This is a genomic window from Clostridium sp. UBA4548, assembly GCF_002387895.1.
GTDB lineage: Bacteria > Bacillota > Clostridia > Clostridiales > Clostridiaceae > Clostridium_J.
On the sequence record NZ_DGLI01000021.1, the window covers coordinates 321,190 to 346,352 of the forward strand.

At 31.5% G+C, this 25,163-nt stretch carries 19 protein-coding genes and 1 other annotated feature; of the genes, 14 read left to right on the forward strand and 5 right to left on the reverse strand.

The features are described 5' to 3' along the window. Window positions 1–195: 195 nt before the first annotated feature. The 4 genes from B3040_RS07855 to B3040_RS07870 all read left to right on the forward strand — a co-directional run bounded on the left by B3040_RS07855 (window position 196) and on the right by B3040_RS07870 (window position 7,485). Complete coding sequence (locus B3040_RS07855; protein WP_291571922.1) at window positions 196–1,749, forward strand: S41 family peptidase; 1,554 nt, start codon at window positions 196–198, stop codon at window positions 1,747–1,749. 101 nt (window positions 1,750–1,850) lie between these two features. Further along, window positions 1,851–2,060: a binding site (T-box leader), on the forward strand. Window positions 2,061–2,183: 123 nt separating this feature from the next. Further along, complete coding sequence (locus B3040_RS07860; RefSeq protein WP_291571924.1) at window positions 2,184–4,826, forward strand: valine--tRNA ligase; 2,643 nt, start codon at window positions 2,184–2,186, stop codon at window positions 4,824–4,826. A gap of 372 nt (window positions 4,827–5,198) precedes the next feature. Further along, complete coding sequence (locus B3040_RS07865; protein ID WP_291571926.1) at window positions 5,199–6,518, forward strand: bifunctional folylpolyglutamate synthase/dihydrofolate synthase; 1,320 nt, start codon at window positions 5,199–5,201, stop codon at window positions 6,516–6,518. An 85-nt stretch (window positions 6,519–6,603) separates the two neighbouring features. Further along, window positions 6,604–7,485, forward strand: a complete 882-nt coding sequence (locus B3040_RS07870) for a YncE family protein (protein WP_291571928.1) — start codon at window positions 6,604–6,606, stop codon at window positions 7,483–7,485. On the opposite strand, the gene B3040_RS07875 is transcribed toward B3040_RS07870, so the two are convergent. Further along, window positions 7,482–8,009, reverse strand: coding sequence for a DUF4364 family protein (locus B3040_RS07875; protein WP_291571931.1), 528 nt, complete (start codon window positions 8,007–8,009; stop codon window positions 7,482–7,484). The two genes, B3040_RS07870 and B3040_RS07875, sit on opposite strands and share 4 nt — an antisense overlap. Window positions 8,010–8,305: 296 nt before the next feature. Here B3040_RS07875 and pdaB point away from each other — a divergent pair, with 296 nt between their 5' ends. Then, window positions 8,306–9,064, forward strand: coding sequence for a polysaccharide deacetylase family sporulation protein PdaB (pdaB, locus tag B3040_RS07880; RefSeq protein WP_291571933.1), 759 nt, complete (start codon window positions 8,306–8,308; stop codon window positions 9,062–9,064). A gap of 180 nt (window positions 9,065–9,244) precedes the next feature. Further along, window positions 9,245–9,949, forward strand: coding sequence for a single-stranded DNA-binding protein (locus B3040_RS07885; protein ID WP_017414726.1), 705 nt, complete (start codon window positions 9,245–9,247; stop codon window positions 9,947–9,949). 169 nt (window positions 9,950–10,118) lie between these two features. On the opposite strand, the gene dapD is transcribed toward B3040_RS07885, so the two are convergent. Further along, window positions 10,119–10,829 (reverse strand): 2,3,4,5-tetrahydropyridine-2,6-dicarboxylate N-acetyltransferase, encoded by a 711-nt coding sequence (gene dapD, locus B3040_RS07890; protein ID WP_291571936.1) that lies wholly within the window; start codon window positions 10,827–10,829, stop codon window positions 10,119–10,121. Between the two features lie 562 nt (window positions 10,830–11,391). Between dapD and B3040_RS07895 the strand changes: the two genes are divergently transcribed. Both B3040_RS07895 and B3040_RS07900 read left to right on the forward strand, forming a co-directional pair. Beyond that, on the forward strand, window positions 11,392–11,931 hold the full coding sequence (locus tag B3040_RS07895) for a cob(I)yrinic acid a,c-diamide adenosyltransferase (protein ID WP_291571938.1): 540 nt from the start codon (window positions 11,392–11,394) through the stop codon (window positions 11,929–11,931). Window positions 11,932–11,944: 13 nt separating this feature from the next. Then, window positions 11,945–13,099 carry a pyridoxal phosphate-dependent aminotransferase gene (locus B3040_RS07900; protein WP_291571940.1) on the forward strand — a complete coding sequence of 385 codons (1,155 nt, stop codon included), beginning with the start codon at window positions 11,945–11,947 and terminating at the stop codon, window positions 13,097–13,099. Window positions 13,100–13,163: 64 nt separating this feature from the next. Here the strand turns inward: B3040_RS07900 and dapB are convergent, their stop codons facing one another. The 3 genes from dapB to B3040_RS07915 all read right to left on the reverse strand — a co-directional run bounded on the left by dapB (window position 13,164) and on the right by B3040_RS07915 (window position 15,964). Continuing rightward, the gene (gene dapB, locus B3040_RS07905; RefSeq protein ID WP_291571942.1) at window positions 13,164–13,916 is read right to left on the reverse strand and encodes a 4-hydroxy-tetrahydrodipicolinate reductase; all 753 of its coding nucleotides are present in this window, start codon (window positions 13,914–13,916) and stop codon (window positions 13,164–13,166) included. Between the two features lies 1 nt (window position 13,917). Further along, complete coding sequence (gene dapA / locus B3040_RS07910) at window positions 13,918–14,808, reverse strand: 4-hydroxy-tetrahydrodipicolinate synthase (protein WP_291571944.1); 891 nt, start codon at window positions 14,806–14,808, stop codon at window positions 13,918–13,920. Between the two features lie 157 nt (window positions 14,809–14,965). After that, window positions 14,966–15,964, reverse strand: coding sequence for an aspartate-semialdehyde dehydrogenase (locus B3040_RS07915; RefSeq protein WP_291571946.1), 999 nt, complete (start codon window positions 15,962–15,964; stop codon window positions 14,966–14,968). 804 nt (window positions 15,965–16,768) lie between these two features. Between B3040_RS07915 and B3040_RS07920 the strand changes: the two genes are divergently transcribed. The 6 genes from B3040_RS07920 to B3040_RS07945 all read left to right on the forward strand — a co-directional run bounded on the left by B3040_RS07920 (window position 16,769) and on the right by B3040_RS07945 (window position 24,919). Next, window positions 16,769–18,445, forward strand: coding sequence for a peptide ABC transporter substrate-binding protein (locus tag B3040_RS07920; RefSeq protein WP_291571948.1), 1,677 nt, complete (start codon window positions 16,769–16,771; stop codon window positions 18,443–18,445). Window positions 18,446–18,515: 70 nt separating this feature from the next. Continuing rightward, entirely contained in the window at window positions 18,516–19,451 is a 936-nt protein-coding gene (locus B3040_RS07925) for an ABC transporter permease (protein ID WP_291571950.1), read from the forward strand. A gap of 11 nt (window positions 19,452–19,462) precedes the next feature. Further along, entirely contained in the window at window positions 19,463–20,380 is a 918-nt protein-coding gene (locus tag B3040_RS07930; RefSeq protein WP_291571952.1) for an ABC transporter permease, read from the forward strand. 13 nt (window positions 20,381–20,393) lie between these two features. Then, window positions 20,394–21,416, forward strand: a complete 1,023-nt coding sequence (locus tag B3040_RS07935) for an ABC transporter ATP-binding protein (protein ID WP_291571954.1) — start codon at window positions 20,394–20,396, stop codon at window positions 21,414–21,416. Between the two features lies 1 nt (window position 21,417). Next, complete coding sequence (locus B3040_RS07940; RefSeq protein ID WP_291571955.1) at window positions 21,418–22,395, forward strand: ABC transporter ATP-binding protein; 978 nt, start codon at window positions 21,418–21,420, stop codon at window positions 22,393–22,395. A gap of 823 nt (window positions 22,396–23,218) precedes the next feature. After that, complete coding sequence (locus tag B3040_RS07945) at window positions 23,219–24,919, forward strand: peptide ABC transporter substrate-binding protein (protein ID WP_291571958.1); 1,701 nt, start codon at window positions 23,219–23,221, stop codon at window positions 24,917–24,919. Window positions 24,920–25,163: the final 244 nt, after the last annotated feature.

Below are 25,163 nucleotides of genomic sequence, written 5' to 3' on the forward strand. Positions count from 1 at the left end.
GTATTAAAGTAGTTTGATTGTTATAAGATTTAAATAAAATATAAATAGTAATGAAGTTTAAGAGTTTAACATCATTAATCAAATATTTTGAATGGTGATATGAAAAGTTTACTGTAAGTATGTTAATTTCAATATACTTACAGTAAACTTTTATTAGTAATTAATATATAATTATTAAGCTTCAAGGAGGAGAAAATGAGAAAAAAAAGAAGGAATATTTGGGTGATTGGACTAGTATTGGTAATAATAAGCGTTATTTTAGTGGGTACATTTATGTGGAAGCCAATTATGCTATCACCAAAGGGAGAGTTAAGCCATAATGACAAGAAAGAAGATGCAAAGTATCTTGTGAATTTTTTAGTAGATAATTATCCTTTTTTCGAAATTAAAAAGAATGCTTTAGGATATGATTTTGTTGAACATAAAGATGAACTTATTAAGAGGATAGCTAACTCTAAAAATGATGAGGAGTTTTATTTAAATATAAATAGAACAATGAACTTACTAAGCAATGGGCATAGCAACATATTAGATGGATATATGCTTAATTTTTATGAAAATGCTTCAAAGAATAGTTATCAAGGAGTATTTGATGATAAATCCTTAGAGAAAGCCGCATATTGGGACAAGATAAAATTAAAGTTTATAACAGTACCAGATGTGTTGTGCCAGTATATGGAGGGGAAATATGTGGTGGTCTCTTCCTTAAATACTGGAATTAAAAAAGGTGACGTAATAACACAAGTAGAAAGTTTAGAAGTTGAAGAATATATTAAGCAAAATAGAGATAAGTACATTTTAAAATATGATTTGCATAATAAAAATTGTTATGTAGATAAATTATTTGTTGAAACAAATATAAGTACTAGTAAAAACTTAAAAGTAAGTGTATTAACAAAGTTGGGTGAAACTAAGAAGGAAACTATAAATATAAGTGCTTATGATGAGGAACGGGCTATGAAGCTTACAAAGGAACTCTCAGAAAGTCTAAGCAATGAAGTTATTAATACAAAAACTATTGAAGAAGGTAATATTGCCTATATTAAAATAAATGGTATGATTGAAGAAAATAATACAATAGAAAAAATTGATACTTTCTTTAAAGATATGAAGAGTTATAAAAATATAATTATTGATATTCGGGGCAATGGTGGTGGAACTGAGAGCGTATCAAGGGCTATTATTGGAAATATTAACTCAAAAGAAGTCTTAATTCTTGATGAGTATCATGGATATAGAAAAAGTGAGTTTATGGCAGATTATCTAAGTAAAATTAACAAAAACTCAACTTTTTCAAAGGAAGCTCCAACCAATTTAAAATCAGGCTACACTGAAAAATATAGTTTTATAAAGGATAGCTACCTGTTACCCTATAGTAAAGAGGCTTTTAAGGGAAATGTGTACCTACTGGTGGATAAAAATGTTTTTTCTGCATCAGAAAGACTTGCTATAATAGTAAAGTCTGCTAACCTTGGAACAATAATAGGACAAACTACTAGTGGAGATGGAATTGGTAGGAATCCTGTAATAAACACACTTCCAAATAGCAAGATATGTGTTAGAATTCCAGGTGTATTAGGCGTAAATAAAGATGGAGAAATAAATGAGGAGGTTCGTACATCACCAGATTTTTATGCTGAACAAAGCTATGAAGATTTTAAAAAGGCAATAAAAGAAAATATAAAAAATATGAGTTTAACTGAGTATGATACAATTTTTAATGAGTGTATGAAAATTATAAAAAAATAACTTCTTTATCACTTAAATCTATAACATTATAAGATAAATTTTAACTAAATTTATTTGACATAAATTTAGTTAAAGTATATAATATATTAAAAATTAATATTTATTAAGCAAAGATGAAGAGGAGTAAAGTGGGATAGTATTAAGAGAGGAAGATTCACCGGCTGAAAGGTCTTCCATATGAATACACTTGAAGGTAGCTTCGGAGCTTCTTTATTGAAATTTAGTAAATAAAGACGGGTCAAACCGTTAAAAAAATGAGCCTGTTACATTGCAGGAAATAAAGGTGGTACCACGAGTCTTTCGTCCTTTTTCGGGATGAAGGCTCTTTTTTTATTTGTACAAATAATTTAGTTTCTTGGCAATAATCGTAATAAGGAAAACCATTAACTATGTAACGAATTTATAAAATATAAAGAAGGCAGGAGGAAGAAAAAATGGAGGATAACAGAGATTTAGCAAAAACCTATGATCCTAAGGAATTTGAAGAAAGATTATATAAATGGTGGGAAGAGGAAGGGTTTTTCACACCAGAAGTAGATAAGGATAAAAAGCCTTATACTATTATAATGCCGCCACCAAATATAACAGGACAATTACACTTAGGTCATGCTCTTGATAACACCCTTCAAGATATCTTGATTAGAACAAAGAGAATGCAAGGATATAGTGCATTATGGTTACCAGGAGAAGACCATGCAAGTATTGCCACAGAAGTAAGAGTTGAAAAGTCTTTACTTGCTAAGGGATTTAAGAAAAAAGAAATGGGAAGAGAAGCTTTCTTAGAAAAAGTTTGGGAATGGACAGATGAATACAGAGAGAGAATAAGAACTCAGCTTAAAAAGATGGGTTGTTCTGCAGACTTTACAAGAGAAGCTTTCACTATGGATGAAAATTTAAATAAAGCTGTTAGAGAAGTTTTTGTTAAGTTATATAATGATGGCTTGATTTATCAAGGTAATAGAATTACAAACTGGTGTACAAAATGTATGACGGCAATTTCCGATGCTGAGATTGAATATGAAGAACAAGCAGGGCACTTCTGGCACATTAACTATCCTGTTATAGGAAGTGAAGAAGTGGTTGAAATTGCAACTACAAGACCAGAAACACTACTTGGAGATACTGCAGTTGCTGTTAACCCAAAAGATGAAAGATATACTCATTTAATAGGAAAGAAAATTAAATTACCACTTGTAGGTAGAGAAATAGAAATTATTGCTGATGATTATGTAGATATGGAATTTGGAACAGGATGCGTTAAAATAACTCCTGCTCACGACCCTAATGACTATCAAGTAGGAAAGAGACACAACCTAGAGGAAGTAGTTGTACTAGAAGAGAATGGAACTATATCTAAAGGTTATGGAAAATATTCTGGTCTTGATAGATATGAAGCTAGAAAACTTATGGTTAAAGATTTAGAAGAGCAAGGCTTCTTAGTTAAGATTAAGGACCATAGTCACAATGTAGGAACTCACGATAGATGTGGATGTACTGTTGAGCCAATGCTATCAAAACAATGGTATGTTAAAATGGAAACTCTTGCAAAACCTGCAATTGAGGTTGTAAAAGAAAAGGAAATTAAATTTATTCCAGAAAGATTTGAAAAAATATACTTCAACTGGATGGAAAATATACAAGATTGGTGTATTTCAAGACAGTTATGGTGGGGACACAGAATTCCAGTTTGGTACTGCAAAGATTGTGGAGAAATAATAGTTCAAACAGAAGCACCAACTCATTGTACTAAGTGTAAATCAGAGAACTTAGTTCAAGATAGTGATGTACTAGATACTTGGTTTAGTTCTGCACTATGGCCTTTCTCAACTTTAGGTTGGCCAAATAGCACTGAGGATTTAAAATACTTCTATCCAACAAGTACCCTAGTTACTGGTGGAGATATAATATTCTTCTGGGTTGCTAGAATGATATTCTCAGGCCTATATAATATGAAGGAAGTGCCTTTTGACACAGTGTTTTTCCATGGAATGGTTAGAGATGATCAAGGAAGAAAGATGTCTAAGTCCTTAGATAATGGAGTGGATCCACTAGAAGTTATTGAAAACTATGGAGCAGATGCTCTAAGATTCTCTCTAGCAACAGGAAATGCTCCAGGCAGTGATATTAGATTCTATGAATCAAGAGTTGAAGCAGCAAGAAACTTTGCCAATAAGATTTGGAATGCTTCTAGATTTGTTATGATGAACTTTGATGAAGCTTTAATGGATAAATATGCACAGTGTAAAGAATATTCAACAGCAGACAAGTGGATATTATCTAGACTAAATACCGTAGTAAAAGAAGTTACTGATAACTTAGATAAGTTTGAAATAGGAATAGCTCTTCAAAAGGTTTATGACTTTATGTGGACTGAATTCTGTGACTGGTATATAGAACTTGTAAAACCTGTGCTTTATGGAGACAATGAGGAAGCTAAAGGTGTTGTATTAAATGTATTAAATAAGGTTCTAATAAGCGGCTTAAAACTTCTTCACCCAGTAATGCCATTTATTACAGAAGAAATTTATACTCACTTAAAGGCTGATGCAAAATCTATAACTATAGCTCAGTGGCCAGTTTATGAAGAAGAGTTAAAAGATTCTAAAGCAGAAGAGTATATGAATTTCATAATTGATGCTATTAAAAACACAAGAAATGCAAGAAGTGAAATGAATGTACCACCTTCAAGAAAGGCAAAAACCTTTATTTATGCCACAGAAGCTAGAGAAGCCTTTGAACAAGGTAAAACTTATTTTGAAAAATTAGCATCTGCTAGTGAAGTTGTTTTACTAGATAGCAAAGAACAAGCTCCAGAAAATGTAGTAACAGTAGTATCTATGGGAGCAGAGATTTATATGCCACTTCTAGAACTTGTAGATGCTGAAAAAGAGCTTGAGAGATTAAATAAGGAAAAAGAAAAACTAGAAAAAGAAATTGCTAGAGTAGAAGGTAAGCTTAATAATGAAAAGTTTACAGCTAAAGCTCCTAAAGAAGTAGTAGAAGAAGAAAGAGCTAAAGGCGAGAAGTATAAGGAAATGTATAAATCAGTGCTTGAAAGTATTGAAAACTTAAAGTAGTAATACTGAATTCACTGGTTGTAAGGAAACTTTTTAAGCTTTCACTATATTTCTCAATGATAATTCGCGTATTTTCAGGTAGGAGTGAAAGTTTTTTCAAAAGTGATTTATAAAGATGAATTTATCCATTAGTTTAAAATATAAGCATGAAATGTTATTTTATTGTGGATAAGTTTAATGATATAATAATTATAGGTGGATAATTTTTACTATTATCCACCTTTTAACGACATTTTGGAAGGAAAATTCTCACATTCCTCATTAGGTAAGAGTTTTTTGCTGAAAAATAAATTTTGTCGAGAGTTGAATCTGCTTCCAAAGTCGTTGAACAAAATGAACTTGTTCATTATTTAAAAGTGGGGAGGCAGTGAAATGAATTATCAGGAGGCTATAAATTATATTGAAAACACAGCTCAGTTTGGCATGAAGCTAGGACTTGAAAGAACGGAAAAAATTTTAGAGCTTTTAGGAGATCCTCATAAGAAAGTAAAAATGATACATATAGCAGGAACTAACGGAAAAGGCTCTACTACAGCTATGGTAAGCAGAGTTCTTATGGAGGCTGGATATAAGGTAGGCACTTACATATCTCCTTATATTGAGGAGTTTGAAGAGAGAATACAAATTAATAATGAAAATATTCCTAAGGAAGATTTAGTTCACATAATTACGGAAGTTTCTAAGGCTATTGATGAAGTCATAGCTCTAGGTTATCAAAATCCAACTCAATTTGAAATAATTACTTGCGCAGCATTTTTATATTATCATATAAAGAAAGTAGACTATGCAGTAATTGAGGTAGGGCTTGGGGGAAGATTGGATTCAACTAATGTTATAACGCCAATACTTTCTATTATAACTTCTATAAGCTTAGATCATGTGGCAATCTTAGGAGATACCTTAGATAAAATTGCTTTTGAGAAGGCTGGAATAATCAAGGAAGGAATTCCTACAGTATTATTCCCACAGCAACCTGAAGCAGAACTTGCTATTGAAAAAGTAGCTACAGAAAAAAAATCTCTACTAATTAAAGTAGATAATGATAAAGCCAGATTTATTGATAGCTATGAAGTTGAAGTTAATGGAGAGAAGAAGGTAATTCAAAAGGTTGAGATTAAAACTCTTAGGGAAAACTACAACTTAGAGTTAGCTCTTTTAGGAAAACATCAAATTTTTAATGCTACAGTAGCTGTACATGCTTGTGAGAAGCTTATAGATTTAGGTGCAAAAATAAGTAAAGAAAATATTGCTAATGGAATGAAGACTGTAAAATGGCCAGGTAGATTAGAAATAATGAAAACTGATCCTAGGGTAGTTATTGATGGCGCTCATAATATAGATGGAATATCTAAGCTTACGGAAAGTATAGATATGTATTTTAAATATGACAACCTGATATTAATTCTAGGTATCCTAGCTGATAAGCAAGTAAGAGAAATGATAGAAACTATAGTACCAAAGGCTAGCAGGGTAATTGCAGTAACTCCAAATAGTGAAAGAGCAGAGTTAGCTGAAGATTTAAAGGCTGAAATTGAAAACCTTGGAGTGGCTTGTGAAGCTGTTGAAGATTATAGGGAGGCCTATGAAAAGGCTTTAAGCTATTGCACAGAAAAAGATTTACTTTTAATTTCAGGGTCTTTATATATGATAGGGGATATGAGAAGAATCATAAGATTGCATAAGAAAAGCTAGAGTCTTAAATAAAGAGTATACAAGTATCTAATATTAGCACACAAAGCCTAACTTCCTCATACTATATGTTGAGGAGGTGATTCCATTGAGGCATTTATATGTGTGTAATACAACTTGCGATTCTATTGATAAAATAGATATTGAAAGTTTTACATTAGAAAATACCATACAGCTAATTGGTGTTAATAGAGGGAAAATAGGGCCACATGGACTTTGGCTGCATAACGAACTATTATTTACATCTAACTGTTATGATGATTCTATTTCCATAGTAAATTTAGAAAATGGTATGGTGGAATCCTTATATTTAGGAAGTAATTGTAGGGATATCTGTGTCCTAGGAAATCATGCATATATTATTTGTGGTGATTCAAATAACATAGTGTCCTTTGATATTACTAACAGGGAGGTTGTAGAACTAATACCTTGTGGCAACTCACCTCATAGTATCGATTGTTGTAGTAAAAGTAATGAAATAGTTGTAGCAAATATAAATAGTGATAATATTACTTTATTTGATGCTTTATATGGTTCAAATATTTATAATATTGATGTTGGTGCTTATCCAACAAAGGCTCTTATCACATTAGACGGAAATTATATATTAGTTTGTGAAAGCAACATGGGTTATGGGGGAAAAGGTTCAGTTAGCATGATATCCACTAAAACTCATAAAGTTATTCATAGAGTTTCCGTTGGAAGTTGTCCTTTTGATATGTGCTGTGATGAAAAGTATTGTTATGTTTCTAATTATGGAGAAGGCAGTATTAGCATAGTAGATATTTACAATCATGAGGAAATTAAAAGGATAAGAATTGGAGGAATGCCAAGAGGGATTTTAAGCAACAGTAAACATATTTTTGTTGGTGACAGCTATAACAACCTTTTGGTAAAGGTAGAAAAGGATACTGAGAATAAAAAAATCATTCCTATAAATGGAGAACCCACAGGAATGATTTTAGCTTAGTCTCGTAATAGCAAATTAATTATATTATTGTACAAGTCAGAGGAATTGCTTTTCCATTTGTGGCAAAGTTCTCTGGCTTGTTTATTTGATGCCACACTAATTTTTAAATCCATAAGGGTAATATTGCCCTCAGAAGCCACTAAATTAACTACATAACTATTACCATTTTCAATTGTATAGTCTGCAGTAACTGTTAACTCATTTTTAATAGATAGAATTTTATTTTCAATATAAACATTTATTTGTGAAAGTTTTTCTTCAGATATTCTGTTTTTAAATAAATGTAGGACATTCCTACCACTTTCAGATATGGTTAACCTATCTTTACCTTTATCATTAACGCTTTCTAAAAGATTTGATTCCCCTAATTCAGCAACATATTGTTGAAGGGTAAAGTAATTCATAAAGTTATTTTCAAGAATAATTTGGGCCAACAGTATATTAGAAATAGGTAGGTTAACTTTCTCCAATATATACAATAGTATAAGCTTATTTTCTGCTAAATCCATAGAATTATCAAACATTAACCTTGCCTCCTTTAAATAATGAATAAGTTGATTTCTTCAACAATCTTGAAAGAAAATTTCATAACAAAACCTAATTTGTTTTATGTGTACGTACTCATAACTAAAAGCATAAAAAATTTATCCTTTGATATTAGAGCGTAATAATTATCTTAAATTAATAAGTATTAGTAAATACTCATTAATTATTATAACATAAAATAAATTGTAGGTAATTATCTTTAAATTTAATATAGCATATATTTTTTATGCGTGAATATAGATTTAATGAGATAAATATATAATTTGGGGGGAGTATGGAAGCAATTATAAAATTGAGAAGAAAAATGTGGATAATAATAGTTTTATTATTAGGAACAGTAATTATAATGAGTGGCTTGAATTATTTTACAGAAGGAGCCTTTAAGCCAGTGGCAAAAACACTTCCTATATACTCAGTAGATATGAAAGAAAAAAAGGTAGCTTTAACCTTTGATGCAAGTTGGGGTACTGATAAAACTGAGAGCATCTTGAATACCTTAGATAAGTACAATATAAAGGCAACTTTTTTTCTAGTAGGGGGATGGTGTGATGAGTACCCAGAGGTAGTTAAGGAGATTGCAAAAAGGGGCCATGAAATAGGAAATCATTCTAACAAACATCCTAATTTTACTTCAATCTCTAAGGAAAGAATAATAAAAGAATTAGAAGTTACTAATGCAAAAATATTAGAGCTAACAGGTAATATGCCTAAATTGTTTAGGTTTCCAGAAGGAGCATATAATGACTTAGCTGTAGAAACTATTGAAAAAGCAGGACTTAAAACTATTCAGTGGAATGTAGATAGTTTAGACTGGAAGGGCTATGGTACTGAGAAGGAATATAAGAATGTAGTGAAAAATGTAGAGCCTGGTTCAATTGTGCTATTTCATATTGATGGAAAATATACACCTGAAACCTTACCTCAAGTACTAGAAACTTTGAAGAAGGATGGTTATGAATTTGTTAAGGTATCAGACCTTTTATTAAAGGAAGAATGCTATTTAAATAATGAAGGCAGGCAAATGAAGAAATAGAATGAATTTTTAAAAAATTTATCTTGTAATCTGTTCATAAATATTTTATAATTTTAAATATAGGAAATTGGGGAACTTACAAAGATGCAATAATTTTCACTAATTTGGTATATTTCCCTTAATTGAGAAATATAAATGTAGTGAAAATGTATTAAAGAACTAAGGGAAAGAGGGGTTACAATGGACAATGTTATGTTAAACAACAAAATTTATTTAGAGGGTAAAGTGATTTCAGAATTACAGTTTAGCCATGAAATGTATGGTGAGGGGTTTTATAACTTTAATTTTGAGGTTCAAAGATTAAGTGATGCTACAGATGTTTTAATCATTACAGTTTCAGAAAGACTTATTACAGGGATGGATGTAAGCATTGGTAGTGAGCTTATAGTAGAAGGACAGTTAAGATCTTACAATAAGTTTGTAGATGGTTCAAACAGACTAATTCTTACGGTGTTTGCAAGAGATGTAAGAGAATTAAAGGAAAGAAGCAAAAATCCAAACCAAATATTCTTAGATGGATTTATATGTAAAGCACCAGTTTATAGGACAACTCCTTTTGGACGTGAAATTGCAGATATGCTTTTAGCAGTTAATAGATTATATAATAAGTCAGACTATATTCCAACTATAGCATGGGGCAGGAACTCAAGATTCTGTAAGAGCTTAGAAGTTGGAGATAATATAAGAATTTGGGGAAGATTACAAAGTAGAGAGTATCAAAAGAAGGTTTCTGATACAGAGGTTGTTAAGAAAATAGCCTATGAAGTATCTATTTCTAAAATGGAAAGAGTTACTGATGAAAATAGGGACAATATAACAGAAATTCAAATAGGCGAAAATTGCACAATTGATTCTTTAGATATTAATATGGAAGATGCAGTTTAAGTAGAATGTAGGCTTCTAGGATAAAGTTTTATCTTTCTCATCATGAATTCATGATGAATAAGGTCATTTTTAAAGCCTTAAGGGAACCAAGGTGAACTAGGTATAAGTTAAGTATTGATTTTGGTTCAATAATAAAGGATATTTAGATTTTCTAAATATCCTTTATTTTTTATTTTCTTAAATCATCTAAAAGCTCGGTTTTACTCTTAGTTTTGTCATCTACATGTTTTATTATTTTTGCAGGAGAACCAGCAACTACTACATTTTCAGGAACGTCACTAGTAACTATAGCACCTGCTGCAACAACTGAGTTAGCACCAATTTTTACACCTTCTAAAATCACAGCATTAGCACCGATGAGTACGTTGTCCCCTATAATGCATGGCTCTTTGCTTGGTGGTTCAAGAACTCCAGCAACTACTGCTCCAGCACCAAGATGAACTCTTTTTCCAAGTTTTCCTCTTGCACCTACAACAGCATTCATATCAACCATGGTTTCTTCACCGATTTCAGCACCAATATTTATTACTGCTCCCATCATGATAACTGCATTTTTGCCTATGGAAACTCTATCTCTAATTATGGCACCTGGTTCAATTCTTGCCTCTATATTACGTAGATCAAGCATAGGAATTGCAGAATTTCTTCTATCATGCTCCACTTTAAAGTGGTTTATTTTATCCTTGTTATTTTCTAAAAAGGAATTAACCTCTTCACTATCTCCAAATAATATGTAAAAGTTTCCTTCACCAAAGTATTGAATATTTCCAAAAGCACAATCTTTTAAGTTGCCGCTTATGTACACTTTTACGGGAGTAGACTTTTTAGATTCTTTAATAAATTTTGCTAATTGATAAGGGTCAGTTAAATTGTATTCCATATAATTCTCTCCTTTCACATTATAAGTATTCTTAAAGAATTCAGGTTTTATACAGATGTAAACATGATATTTATAGGTAATTGACCATATTATCCAGTGATTTACTTCCTATATAATAGAAAGAATTTAAAGTGTCGGATAAGTTAGTTTTACTATAGATATCTAAAAATGGATTTTCTATGGTAGTATATAAGTTGCAACAGTATTCCTAAACTACTTAATAAATTAAAAGCAACTTATATGAAAGAGAATGCAAAAGTAGGTTTATTATTAGTGTAGTTTCTTTATTGCATTCTATATATATTAGATAAAACCATTATATTTTTCTGTATAATTGGAATAATTTATTATAAATGTTATAATTGTATAATGCAATAGATAATCTTATTTTTAAGAAATAATTTACTAAGTTTATCTATTTAAAGGGAGCTAAAATTAGCACTTTATTCATGTGTAAGATTAAGGTGGCTCTCATAAGACTTTGTAGGTAAATAGCATAAATATTTATCTTTGAAGTCTATAAATTAATATAATTATTGATTTATTTTAGGAGGTATAAAAAATGGGAAAGTTATCAAAAGGATACATACAAATATACACTGGAGATGGTAAGGGAAAAACTACTGCAGCAGTTGGTCTTGCTACAAGAGCAGCTGGAAATGAGTACATGGTTACAATGGTACAATTTCTTAAAGGTGGTGCTACTGGAGAACTTCATAGTGCAAAGAGACTTGACCCTTACTTTAATATTTATAGATTTGAGAAACCAAGAGGATTTTTCTGGACTCTTAATGAGGAACAAAAGGCTGAGTTAAAAGAAGAAATTCAGGAAGCATATAATTTTTGCTTAAAGCAATTAGAAGATAAAACTTGTGATATTTTAATTATGGATGAGGTTATGGGAGCACTATCTAATAAATTGCTAACAGAAGAACAAATACTGCATCTTATGGATAAAAAGCCTGAAGATATAGAACTTGTTATGACAGGAAGAAATGTACCAGAGAGAATTGTAGAAAAAGCAAATCTTGTTACTGAAATGAAGGATATAAAGCATTATTTTAATGAAGGTGTTCCAGCTAGAAAAGGAATTGAATTTTAAGAGGTAAAATAATATGGAGAATATATTCTCAAAGAATGTAGAAAGTATTGAAATTTCAGGAATAAGAAAGTTTTTTAATAAAGTAGCTCATCATCCAGGTGCCATTTCTCTAACCTTAGGTGAGCCAGATTTTAAGATTCCTAAGGAAATTAAAGAGGCTATGAAAAAGGCAATAGATGAAGATAAGACTACCTATACTCCTAACGCAGGAATTTTACAGTTAAGACAAGGTATTTCAGATTACCTTTTGAAAAATTCTATAAGGTATAATGAGAATGAAATTTGTGTTACTGTGGGAGGCAGCGAGGCTCTTTTATGTGCCTATAAGGCACTTTTAAATGAAGGAGATAAAGTGTTAGTTCCAGCTATTGGCTATCCCGCCTACGAAAGCTGTGGCAAACTAGTAGGAGCAGAGGTATTAACCTATAAATTGAAGGAGGATTTTTCTCTTGATATAGACAGTATAAAAGAGATAATAAATAAGGAACATCCTAAAGTATTAATAGTTTCTTTCCCTTCAAATCCTACAGGGGCAATAATGACAGAGAAAGATAGGAATGAACTTCATGCTTTACTTAAAGATGAAGAGATTCTAATTATAAGCGATGAGATATATAGTGCTATATGTTTTGAAGAATATTATTCTATTAGTCAATGTGAAGATATAAAGGAAAAGGTAATATTAGTAAGTGGATTTTCTAAGATGTTCTCCATGACAGGTATTAGAGTAGGGTATATTTGTGCTACTGAGAAACTTATGAGTAGTATTATTAAAGTGCATCAGTATAATGTATCTTGTGCACCATCTATAGGTCAATATGGGGCCTTAGCTGGACTGGAAAATTCTCTTTATCATTGTGAGCTTATAAAAGAACAGTTTCAAATCAGAAAAGAATACGTTTATCAGCGATTGAAAAGTATGGGATTAAGAGTAGAATTGCCTAAAGGGGCATTTTATATATTTCCATCAATAAATAAGTTTAACCTGAGTAGTGAAGAGTTTTGTGAAAAGTTGTTAGAAAATAAAAAAGTTGCTATTGTACCTGGCTCTGCTTTTGGAGTAGGGGGAGAGGGATATATTAGGATTTCCTACTGTTATAGCATGGAAAGTTTAAAAATAGCCCTAGATGGTTTAGAAGAGTTTATAAAGGAACTATCAAAGAAATAGAAATTATTTAAAAAACCACTAAAGATTAACTCCAAGTTAATTTTTAGTGGTTTTTATTATTTAACTAGATTTTTACTACATCCTCCATAGAGTAGAGACCTTTCTCTTTACCATATATGAATAGGCAAGCTCGTATAGCACCTACAGCAAAGACTTCTCTAGAAATTGCAGAGTGTTTAATCTCTATTACCTCACCTTGCCCAGCGAAAATTACTTCGTGATCTCCAATGATGTTTCCTCCACGGACAGCATGAACACCAATCTCTTTATGATGTCTCTTGGAAATACCTTCTCTTCCATGAACTAAAAGAGTTTCTTCTTCAATAGAATTTCTAATTGTATTAGCAAGTAGTAGAGCAGTTCCACTTGGGGAATCTACCTTTTGGTTATGATGTTTTTCAATTATCTCAATATCGAAATCCTTATAAAGTAAATTACTTAAATTTTTTAACAAATTGTTAATTATATTAACTCCAATAGACATGTTAGCAGAATAGAACACGGGAATATATTCTTTTAAAGCTTTAATCATAGCAACTTGTTCTATTGAGTAACCAGTTGTACAAAAGATAACAGCCTTATTGTTTTTTATTGCATAACTAGAAATTTCTTCGAAGGCATCTGGACGGGAAAAGTCTAAGATTACATCTATATCTTTAGTACATTCTGAAATAGAGGTGAAAACTGGATATCCAAAAGGGGAATCAGTGTTTTTATCTACTCCAGCAGCAATAACAATATCTTCAAATTTTTTTATTGCTGAAGATATCATAGTGCCCATTTTACCGTTACAGCCTACTAAAAGGACTTTTATCATGTTAATCCTCCTTTATGTGGATATTATAATTTTTAAGTTCAGCTTTCAATACTTTTAATGTATCCTCAGCCATATCTACAAGCGGTAGCCTTAATTTACCTGGATTTTTCCCCATTAGATTTAATGCAGTTTTTACAGGGATAGGATTTGTTTCTATAAATAAAGCATTAGTTAGAGGAATAGTTTTTAAAAATAATTCTTGAGATCTTTTAATTTCTCCATTCATGAAAAGTTCACAAATGTCATGGACATCCTTAGGAATTATATTAGCAAGCACTGAGATTATTCCAATTCCACCGATAGCTAAAGTTGGTAAAATTTCATTGTCATTGCCTGAATAAATATCCAACTTATCACCACATAAAGCTTTAATTTCAGCAACTTGACTGATGTTTCCACTTGCTTCTTTTACAGCAGTAATATTTGGAATTTTACATAACTCATAAAGAGCTTTAGGTGTAATGTTCATACCAGTTCTAGAAGGCACGTTATAAACTACTATTGGAGTGTTAACACTACCAGCAATTGCTTTAAAATGTTCGATTAATCCTTTTGCAGAAGTTTTATTATAGTAAGGATTTATAACTAATAAACCGTCAGCGCCAACACTTTCTGCATATTTACTCATTTCTATAGATGCAGCAGTGTTATTAGAACCTGTACCAGCAATAACAGGAATACGTTTATTAACTGTATCAACAACAAATTTAATAGTTTCTCTTCTTTCAGACTCACTCATAGTGGAAGCTTCGCCAGTGGTACCACACACGATGATGGCATCAGTTTTATTTTCTATATGCCATTCTACCAATTCTCTTAATTTATCAAAATCAACACCATTTTCCTTGAATGGAGTAACAATAGCAACTCCAGAGCCTTTAAAAATACTCATATATAACCTTCCCTTCAATATTTGTTATATCTGACTTTCAGTCCTTTAGATTTTTGGTATAAAATTTGGTTATTCAACTTTTTATTCAATATAATCAGAGGGGAATAATGTGTAATTATAGCCCTATTATTTTTGTGAATTGATAAGCCTACAGTATCTATATTAGGCCAGTTTTGATAAAGGTTTCTGCGATTTGAACAGCATTCAGAGCAGCACCTTTTCTTATATTATCAGCTACTACCCAAAGATTAATACCGTTATCCAAGCTAAAATCTCTTCTTATTCTACCAATATAAACTTCATCTTTCCCTTCTACATGAAGTGGCATAGGATAGATGTTGTTCTTTGTGTCATCCATTAACACTATTCCCTGTGAATTATTATACAGGTTCAAAACATCCTCTAAGTTGAATTCCTTTTCCAATTCTACATTAATACTTTCACTATGACCATGAACAACAGGGACTCTAACAGTGGTTGCAGTAACTTTCAGCTTGTCATCATGCAAAATTTTTCTGGTTTCCTCAATCATCTTCATTTCTTCTTTAGTGTATCCATTATCTAAAAATACATCAATTTGAGGAATAACATTATAAGCGATGGGGTGCTGAAACTTTTTAGGGGCTTCCCCAGAAATCCCATTTTTTAAATCATTAAAGCCACCAAGTCCTGCACCCGATACAGCCTGATAGGTTGAATAAACAATTCTTCTAATACCATATTTACCAATGAGTGGCTTAAGGGCAACCACAGCTTGAATAGTAGAACAATTTGGATTTGCAATAATACCTTTGTGCCATTTTAAATCCTCAGAGTTTACTTCAGGGACAACTAACGGTACCTTTGGATCCATTCTCCAAGCACTACTATTATCAATTACAATAGCACCATGCTGAGCAAATAGGGGAGCAAATTTAAGACTAGTATCGCCACCAGCAGAAAATAGTGCAAAATCTAGCTTTTTATTTACTATATTATCTTCTTTCAATTCTTCTACTATTACTTCTTCTCCTTTAAAAGTAAGCTTAGTACCCGCAGACCGACTAGAAGAGAAAAAGTATATATTATCTATTGGAAAGTTTCTTTCTTCTAATATAGATACAAATTGTCTTCCAACCATTCCAGTAGCTCCAACTACAGCAACATTATATTTCAATTTTATCACTCCTTAAAAGTTCTATAATATATTATATAACTTCGGGGAATAAAGTTATATAATATATTATAAAAATTTCTTTAATATTAATGTATGTCTATGTTTATTGGTGTGCTATAGGTTTTTGGTTTCAGCTTTATTTTGTTGATTTTTAAAGTTCTTAAGAAAGTAATCTAGATTTATTGTGACTTCTGTGCTTATTTTATTCATATTTATAGAGGCAAATCTTAAAACCTACATTATATAGGTAATAAGAATAAGAGTGCATAAAGTAATATAGAAATTAAAGGTAATTTAGATGCTATTTAGGTGTTAAGAAGTATTTGTAAACAATATTTAAATTCATAATAAAACAACAATGTATGGAATAATATTTATACAAGCAATAAATTAATGCATAAATATTGTTATAAAATCTAACCCTATAAGTAAATATAATTAAATTATAAATTGTTCAAAAAAAGTTCATGAAATGGTATACATTAAGCACTTATTATACGACAAAATAGTTTGACAACTTACAAGTGTCTATGATAATATTATAAAAAATGAATTTTAGATATTGCATTACTTCAAAATTCATATTGTTCTATAACTTACTAAAGAGATAACAGGAAATTTACTAAGGAAATTTATTAAGTGTGATTTGGAAATTCAACTATTTTTTTTGCATGATTTTAATAGGATTATAAATTTCAAGAAAATTATGTAACTTATTTAAAATTGTCAAAATATTTCAAAGTTAATAAGTATTTGAATTTATCTTACATACTTAAGAAAACAAAAAACTAAGGGGGAATTTTAATGAAAAGCAAAAGAATTTTAGCAACATTACTAACTTTATCTTTATCAGCTGGACTATTAGTTGGTTGTGGAGAAAAGCCTGCTACTGATGGGGGCGCTGCTACAGCTAATATGGACAAAGAACAATATCTTAATGTTACATTAAATGCAGAACCTAAATCACTTGATGCATCAAAATCTTCAGACCTTTACTCTTCACAAGTATTAGTTGAGGTGCAAGAAGGCTTAACAAGAATTGAGCAAGAAAATGGTAAGGATGTAATAAAACCAGCAGGAGCAACTGAGTGGACTACTTCAGAAGATAAACTTACTTGGACTTTTAAATTAAGAGATTATAAGTGGAGTGATGGAAAGCCAGTAACTGCTGCAGATTATGTGTATGGAATTCAAAGAACTCTTGATGCTAAGACAGGTTCTCCTTATGCGTTCCTACTATTCCCAATAAAAAATGCTCAAAAGGTTAATGGTGGAAAAGCTTCTATTGAAGAGTTGGGAGTAAAAGCTATTGATGATAAAACTGTACAGTTTACATTAGAGTCACCAACTGCATACTTCTTAGATTTAACTTACTTCAAAGTTATGCATCCACAAAGAAAAGATATTGTTGAAGCAGCAGGTGAAAGATATGGTTCTGAAGCTGATACTATGGTGTTCAGTGGACCGTTTAAAATTACAGAGTGGGTACACAATAACCAAGTAGTGTTAGAAAAAAATGAAAACTATTGGGATAAAGATTCTGTAAAGCTTAACAAAGTAACTATGAAAATCATTAAAGAAGAAACTTCTAGAATGAATGAGCTATATAATGGATCATTAGATATAGCAGCAGTTACTAAACAGGAATGGATTCAAAAATTCAATGAAACAAATAAGTTTAATGTTTTATCAAGCTATGATGCATCTACTGCATATACATTCTTTAATGCTAAAGATAAGTATTTCAGTAATGCAAAAGTAAGAAAAGCATTTATCGTTGCTCAAGATAGAACAGGAGCAGCTAAAACTTTATTTAGAGATTTAGCAGATCCAGCACTAGCATGGTGTCCACCAGAAGTTCAAATTGGTGGAGAAGAATACAGAAAGTTAAATACTGAGCAACCAGTTAAAAAATTAGTTGATGAATTTAAAGATCCAAAAGCTCTTTTATCTGAAGGATTAAAAGAATTAGGATTAGATCCAGATCCAGCTAAACATACCTTTAAATACTTAGAGTCAGGAACAGCAGCAAGAAATAGAGAGTTTGCTGAGTTCTATCAACAAAACTTCAAATCAGCATTAGGAGTAAATGTTGAAACAGAGTATGTTGAGTGGCCAGTATTCCAAAAGAGAACAGATGAATTAGATTTCCAAATAGCTTCAATGGCTTGGACAGGAGACTACAATGACCCAATGACATTCTTTGATATGTTTATGACAGGAGCAGGAGTTGTTCCAACAGGATGGTCAAATGCTGATTATGATGCAGCGATAAAAGAAGCTCAAAATTCAACTGATAATAAAACAAGACTTGAAGCTTTCAAAAAGGCAGAAGATATCCTAATATACAAAGAAGGTATAGTATCTCCGACTGTATTTAGAAAGAAAAATACTTATGTTGCTAAATATACAAATAACGTAATGACTCCATTATTCGGAGTAACTGAATACAAATATGCTTATACAAGTGGAAGAAAATAAGATTTAATTTTATTGTTGCAACAGATGGAGAGTCTGTTGCAACAACTTTACGCTAAATGGAGGGATGATGATGTTAAAATTTACTCTTAAGAGGTTTGGGTATATGCTAGTTACGTTATTTATAGCGGCATCTATCACATTTATGCTTATTCATGCTATACCAGGAGACCCATTAGCTAGTTTGGCTAGAAACTTACCACCACAAATTAAAGCAAACTACTATGAAAAGTATGGTTTGAACAAGCCAGTTATTCAACAATATGGATTATTTGTTAAAAACGCAGTTTTACATGGGGATTTAGGACAATCTCTACTTTATCCAGGTAGAGAAGTTACAAAAACAATTTTAAAGTATGCACCAATTTCAGCTAGAGTTGGTTCACAAGCAATTTTAATGGGATTCACAATTGGTATTACTCTCGGAATTATAGCAGCTCTTAATAGGGGAAAATGGCCAGATTACGTAGTTATGTTTATAGCTATATTAGGTATTTCTGTACCGGGTTTCGTTGTTGCGGCATTATTACAATATACATTTACAGTTCAGTGGATGATCTTACCATCAACAGGGTGGGGGCAATTTAAGCATACAATCCTACCATCTATAGCATTAAGCTTTAGTTCTATAGCAACCTATGCTAGATATATGAGAGCTAACTGTCTAGATGTTATTGGACAAGATTATATTTTAACAGCAAAAGCAAAAGGGGTATCAAAGCTAAGTTTAGTATTTAAGCATGTTATAAGAAATGCGATACTTCCAGCTATTACACTATTAGGACCACAGATTGCAGGTATATTTATAGGATCATTCGTTATAGAAAGTATATTTGCTATACCAGGTCTTGGTCAGTATTTCGTATCTTCAGTTAATGATAGAGATTATCCTATGATAATGGGACAAACTATATTTGTAGCGGTATTATATATTGTTGCATTGTTCGTTGTTGATATATTATACGGATTAATCGACCCAAGAATCAGAGTAACTGGTAAGAAGAGATAGGAGGAGCAACTATGGCAGAACTATCAAGAGAAAAATTTCAGATTATAGGCTGTGAAAACTTAGACTCAGAAGGAATACTAAGACCTAGTATGACTTATTGGCAAGATGCTTGGAGAAGATTAAAGCAAAACAAAGTAGCTACATTTTCTCTAATACTACTAATTTTAATTTCGCTAATGACAATCATAGGACCTATGATTGCTAAATATTCATATGAAGTAACAGATAATAACTTACTTAACTTAAAACCAAATGGAGACCATTGGTTTGGAACGGACAACCTAGGTAGAGATCTATTTGCTAGAGTTTGGAAGGGTGGAAGAATTTCTATCATTATTGGTCTAGTAGGTGCACTTATTGACACAGTTGTAGGTTCTATCTACGGTGGTGTTGCGGGTTTCTTTGGTGGAATAGTAGACGACATCATGATGAGAATACTAGAAATATTAATGAGTATTCCATATCTTGTAATAGTAATCCTTGTTAGATTAATTGTTGGACCTGGAATACAATCTCTTATAATTGCTATGACAATCACTGGATGGTGTTATATGGCGAGACTTGTAAGAGGACAATTATTACAAATTAAAGAACAAGAATATATTTTAGCAGCAAAAGCTCTAGGAGCTAACCCATCAAGAATAATAGCAAGACACTTAATACCAAACACTTTAGGTATTATGATAGTAGCTATTACCTTTGATATACCAGGATATATATTCAGTGAAGCGTTCTTAAGTTTCTTAGGACTTGGAGTTCAATCACCAAACACAAGCTGGGGAGCATTAGCAGCTATTGCACAACCTAACTTAATGTTCTACCCATACCAGTTATTCTGGCCAGCGTTATTTATTTCTTTAACAATGTTATCATTCCAATTACTTGGTGATGGCTTAAGAGACGCCCTAGATCCAAAAATGCGTCAATAGGGGAGGGTTAGCAATGGAAAAAATATTAGATGTACAAGACTTAAGAGTATCATTTCATACTTATGCAGGAGAAGTAAAATCTGTAAGAGGCATAAGCTTCCATTTAAATAAAGGTGAAACCCTAGCGGTAGTTGGAGAATCAGGATGTGGTAAAACAGTTACATCAAAAGCCATTATGAGATTGCTTCCTGAACCAATGCCAGCAGAAATTAAAAAGGGTTCAAAAATAGTTTTCGAAGGCAAAGATATATTAACAATGGATGATAAGGCTTTAAGAGAGTTAAGAGGAGCGGATATATCTATGATATTCCAAGATCCGATGACATCTCTAAATCCAACCATGACTATTGGAAAACAAATTGCTGAGAGTTTAATTATACACAGAGGGATGAGCAAAGATGAAGCTATAAAAGAAGCTACAAAAATGCTAAACCTTGTTAATATTCCAAATGCAGACAAAAGGGTTCATCAATATCCACACGAATTTTCAGGTGGTATGAGACAAAGAGCTATGATAGCTATAGCACTAGCGTGTAATCCGAAAATATTAATAGCGGACGAGCCAACAACAGCACTTGATGTTACAATTCAAGCACAAATTATGGATCTTATATCAGATCTTCAAGAAAAATTAGGTACAGCAGTTATATTAGTTACTCACGATTTAGGAGTTGTTGCAGACGTTGCTGATAGAATTCAAGTAATGTATGCTGGACAAATAATAGAAAGAGGAACTGTTGATGAGATTTTCGCAAATCCTCAACACCCATATACTTGGGCATTGTTACAATCTGTACCAAGATTAGATACTAAAAATAAAGATGTATTATATTCTTTACAAGGAACACCTCCAGATCTAATTAAACCACCAGTGGGATGTCCTTTTGCAGCAAGATGTGAATATTGTATGCAAGTATGTTTAGAAGAGATGCCAGAAGCTACTACTATTTCAGATACTCATGAGGTTCTTTGTTGGTTGAAACACCCAATGGCTCCAAAAGTAGAAGTTCCTGAAGCATTGAAGAGAGGTGTATAATATGACTAATCAAAATGTGAAAGAGAAAAATGACGTTTTAATTGAAGTTAAAAATCTTAAAAAATATTTCCAAGTTGGAAAAGATGCTACATTAAAAGCAGTTGATGATGTAAGTTTCAATATATATAAGGGTGAAACTTTAGGATTAGTTGGAGAATCTGGTTGTGGTAAGACTACTTGCGGTAGAACTGTTATGGGTCTTTATGAAGCTTCCGGCGGACAAATCCTATATGATGGTCATGATGTTAGCAAATTAAGTAAAAAGGAAAAGAAAGAGTTCACAAGAAGAGCTCAAATAATATTCCAGGACCCATATGCGTCACTTAACCCAAGAATGACAGTTGGAGATATCATAGGAGAAGGAATTGACGTTCATAATCTTCATACTGGTCAAGAAAGAACTGATAGAATATATGAGCTACTACAATTAGTTGGATTAAACAAAGAGCACGCATCTAGATTTCCACATGAGTTCTCAGGTGGACAAAGGCAGAGAATAGGTATAGCTAGAGCACTTGCTATAGAACCAGACTTTATAGTGTGCGACGAGCCAATATCAGCTCTAGACGTTTCTATCCAAGCTCAAGTAGTTAACTTACTTATAAAGTTACAAAATGAATTGGGATTAACTTATCTGTTTATTGCTCACGACCTTTCAATGGTTAAGCATATTTCAGATAGAGTTGGGGTTATGTACCTTGGTACAATGGTTGAATTGGCTTCAAGTGCTGATTTATATGACAAGCCATTACACCCATATACTCAGGCTTTACTTTCAGCTATTCCTGTGCCAGACCCAGAAGTTGAAAGAAATAAAAAGAGAATTCCTCTTGAAGGAGAAGTTCCAAGTCCAATTAACCCTAAACCAGGTTGTAGATTTGCTCCAAGATGCAGATATGCAAAACCTGTATGCAGTGAGAAATCACCTGAGCTTAAGGAAGTTGAACCAAACCACTTTGTTGCATGTCATTTATTATAATAAATTAAGAGATAGGATTTATCCTGTCTCTTTTTATTTTGTTTTGAATTACCAAGTTAGCCTATTAAATCTGTGAGCATTAATATTTGGGTTACTTTATGGAAGTTTGGGGGGATGTTATAGACATATGTGATAAAGTTCAAAATATAACAATAAAATATTTATATGTATATACCTATATAAATATTTTAAATCTTAGGAAATGCTTTATAGGAGGCTACAGATATATTGCTTTAATAAATACTTGGTGGAAAACTTCTCACATTATGCATAGAAGTAGCATAGATATGTGCATTTAGATGGGTTTTTATAGTGGGCAAGAAGGTTAAAATGCAATAAAGTGAATGTGTTTTAATGTAATCATGCAAAAATATAAAATATAACATATATTTACAAAAAACGGCTTAAAAAAATATTAACTTTTATAAATGTACAATATATTAATAAAATAAATACAACCAAAGTTACAATATACTAGATACATTAAGTGTAGGTAACAGTGATAGTTTGCTTAATAATATTGAATTCATATAATGTTAATTTATTAACTAAATATAAACAAAAAATGCTATTTTAATACAACTAAAATGTTTTAATAAATGTTAATGTCGAAAAAATATAATTCATTTTTCAGAAAAATGTGTTGATTTATTTATTATTTTATTATATTATATAAATAAGTTAGACGGGGGAGACACACTAGTATGTAACATCACTTAACTTTAAGATATTAAATCCTAAATTTATGAAATTATGTATTAGGAAGATTAATAAATGGAGCATAGGTTAAATGACCGAGCTAAACAAAAAAGGGGGATTATCTGTGAAAAGTAAAAAATTATTAGCTGCATTATTGGCTTCATCAATGGTGGCTTCGATTGCATTAGTTGGGTGTGGATCAAAAGGAGACGACAAAAAACCAGCTGATGGCGACAAACCAGCAGAAGCATCAAAAATGGACAAAGAGCAATATTTAAATGTTGTGTTAGGACAAGAACCAAAAACTTTGGACCCATCTAAGGCAACAGATTTATATTCTTCACAAGTTCTAGTAAATGTTATGGAAGCGTTAACAAGACTTGAAGTTGACAAGGATGGAAAAGATGTTATAAAACCAGGTGCAGCTAAAGAATGGAAAAAGTCTGATGATGGATTAAAATGGACATTTACTCTAAGAGATGCAAAATGGAGTGATGGTAAACCAATAACAGCAGAACAGTTTGTTTATGGTATACAAAGAACTTTAGCTAAAGAAACGGGTTCACAATATGCATTCCTACTATACCCAATAAAAAATGCTCAAGAATTTAACACTGGAAAGGCTAAAGCTGAAGATGTTGGAGTTAAAGCAGTAGATGAAAAGACATTAGAGTTTACACTTTCTTCTCCATGTGCTTACTTCCTTGATTTAACATATTTCAAAGTTATGGAGCCACAAAGAAAAGATATAATTGAGCAACATGGTGATAAGTATGGTACAGAACCAAATACAATGGTGTTTAGTGGTCCATATTCAATTACTGAATGGGTTCATAATAACAAAGTTGAATTAGTTAAAAATAAAGAGTACTGGGATAATGCAAATGTTAAGCTTGAAAAAGCTACAATGAAAATAATAAAAGAAGAAACTTCAAGAATGAATGAATTACTTAATGGTTCTTTAGATACTGCAGCTGTTACAAAACCTGAGTGGATTCAAAAGTTTGATGATACTAAAAAGTTTGATGTTAAAAAGGGTTATGACTCATCAGCAACTTACACATTCTTCAATCAAAAGGATAAGTATTTTGCTAATGCTAAAATTAGAAAAGCTTTCTTAATAGCTGAGGATAGAACAGGAAAAGTTTCTTCATTATATAAAAATTTAGCAGAACCAGCAACAGCATGGTGTCCACCAGCTATTCAAATAGATGGTAAGGATTATAGAGAAAAAATATCATATAAACCAATTGAGGATTTGAAGAACGAAAATAAAGATGCAAAAGCCCTTCTAGTTGAAGGACTAAAAGAATTAGGCTTAGATCCAGATCCAACTAAGCATACCTTCAAATATTTACAATCTGGAACAGATGCAAAATCAAAAGAGTTCGCTGAGTTTGCTCAACAAAACTATAAAACAGCTCTTGGAGTAAATATAGAGTGTGAGTATGTTGAATGGGCTATATTCCAAAAGAGAACTGATGAATTTGATTATCAAATGGCTTCTCAAGGTTGGAGTGCTGACTACAATGATCCAAACACATTCTTTGATATGTTTATGTCTAATGCAGGTATAGCTCCTACTAACTGGAAGAGTGATAAGTATGACAACTTAATCAAAGAAGCAGCTAATACTATAGATCCTGCTAAGAGAACAGACATATTTAAACAAGCTGAAAAAATCCTTGTTTATGATGATGCAGTAATAAGCCCAGGGGTTTGGAGATTTAAGAACACTTATGTTAGAAAGTATGTTAAAAACTACATGTCTCCTACTTTTGGAAACCTTGATTTAAAATACACTTATACTGAAGGTAGAGAGTAGTATTTATTAGTTCAGATGTAAATTAATATGAAATATTTAAAAGTAGTACAATAAAAATTGTACTACTTTTTTTCGCTGTTTTTTTTAATTACGGTGGTGATAAGAGGTAAAAATTGCAGTAATTTTTCAAAAAAATCATATATTAATAAATATTTAAAAATAATAATAAAATGTGAATTGGATACACTAAGTTTTCATTTAAACCTTATTGATTTTTAAAAAAATGAAGTATATGATATAAATA

Excerpts from the sequence above, each read along its gene's own strand:
- B3040_RS07925 (WP_291571950.1), top strand. The coding sequence starts at position 18,516 with ATGTTAAAATTTACTCTTAAGAGGTTTGGGTATATGCTAGTTACGTTA.
- B3040_RS07940 (WP_291571955.1), top strand. The coding sequence starts at position 21,418 with ATGACTAATCAAAATGTGAAAGAGAAAAATGACGTTTTAATTGAAGTT.
- dapB (WP_291571942.1), bottom strand. The coding sequence starts at position 13,916 with ATGATAAAAGTCCTTTTAGTAGGCTGTAACGGTAAAATGGGCACTATG.
- B3040_RS07885 (WP_017414726.1), top strand. The coding sequence starts at position 9,245 with ATGGACAATGTTATGTTAAACAACAAAATTTATTTAGAGGGTAAAGTG.
- dapA (WP_291571944.1), bottom strand. The coding sequence starts at position 14,808 with ATGAGTATTTTTAAAGGCTCTGGAGTTGCTATTGTTACTCCATTCAAG.
- B3040_RS07920 (WP_291571948.1), top strand. The coding sequence starts at position 16,769 with ATGAAAAGCAAAAGAATTTTAGCAACATTACTAACTTTATCTTTATCA.
- B3040_RS07855 (WP_291571922.1), top strand. The coding sequence starts at position 196 with ATGAGAAAAAAAAGAAGGAATATTTGGGTGATTGGACTAGTATTGGTA.
- B3040_RS07860 (WP_291571924.1), top strand. The coding sequence starts at position 2,184 with ATGGAGGATAACAGAGATTTAGCAAAAACCTATGATCCTAAGGAATTT.
- B3040_RS07930 (WP_291571952.1), top strand. The coding sequence starts at position 19,463 with ATGGCAGAACTATCAAGAGAAAAATTTCAGATTATAGGCTGTGAAAAC.
- B3040_RS07935 (WP_291571954.1), top strand. The coding sequence starts at position 20,394 with ATGGAAAAAATATTAGATGTACAAGACTTAAGAGTATCATTTCATACT.
- dapD (WP_291571936.1), bottom strand. The coding sequence starts at position 10,829 with ATGGAATACAATTTAACTGACCCTTATCAATTAGCAAAATTTATTAAA.
- pdaB (WP_291571933.1), top strand. The coding sequence starts at position 8,306 with ATGGAAGCAATTATAAAATTGAGAAGAAAAATGTGGATAATAATAGTT.
- B3040_RS07875 (WP_291571931.1), bottom strand. The coding sequence starts at position 8,009 with ATGTTTGATAATTCTATGGATTTAGCAGAAAATAAGCTTATACTATTG.
- B3040_RS07865 (WP_291571926.1), top strand. The coding sequence starts at position 5,199 with ATGAATTATCAGGAGGCTATAAATTATATTGAAAACACAGCTCAGTTT.
- B3040_RS07895 (WP_291571938.1), top strand. The coding sequence starts at position 11,392 with ATGGGAAAGTTATCAAAAGGATACATACAAATATACACTGGAGATGGT.
- B3040_RS07900 (WP_291571940.1), top strand. The coding sequence starts at position 11,945 with ATGGAGAATATATTCTCAAAGAATGTAGAAAGTATTGAAATTTCAGGA.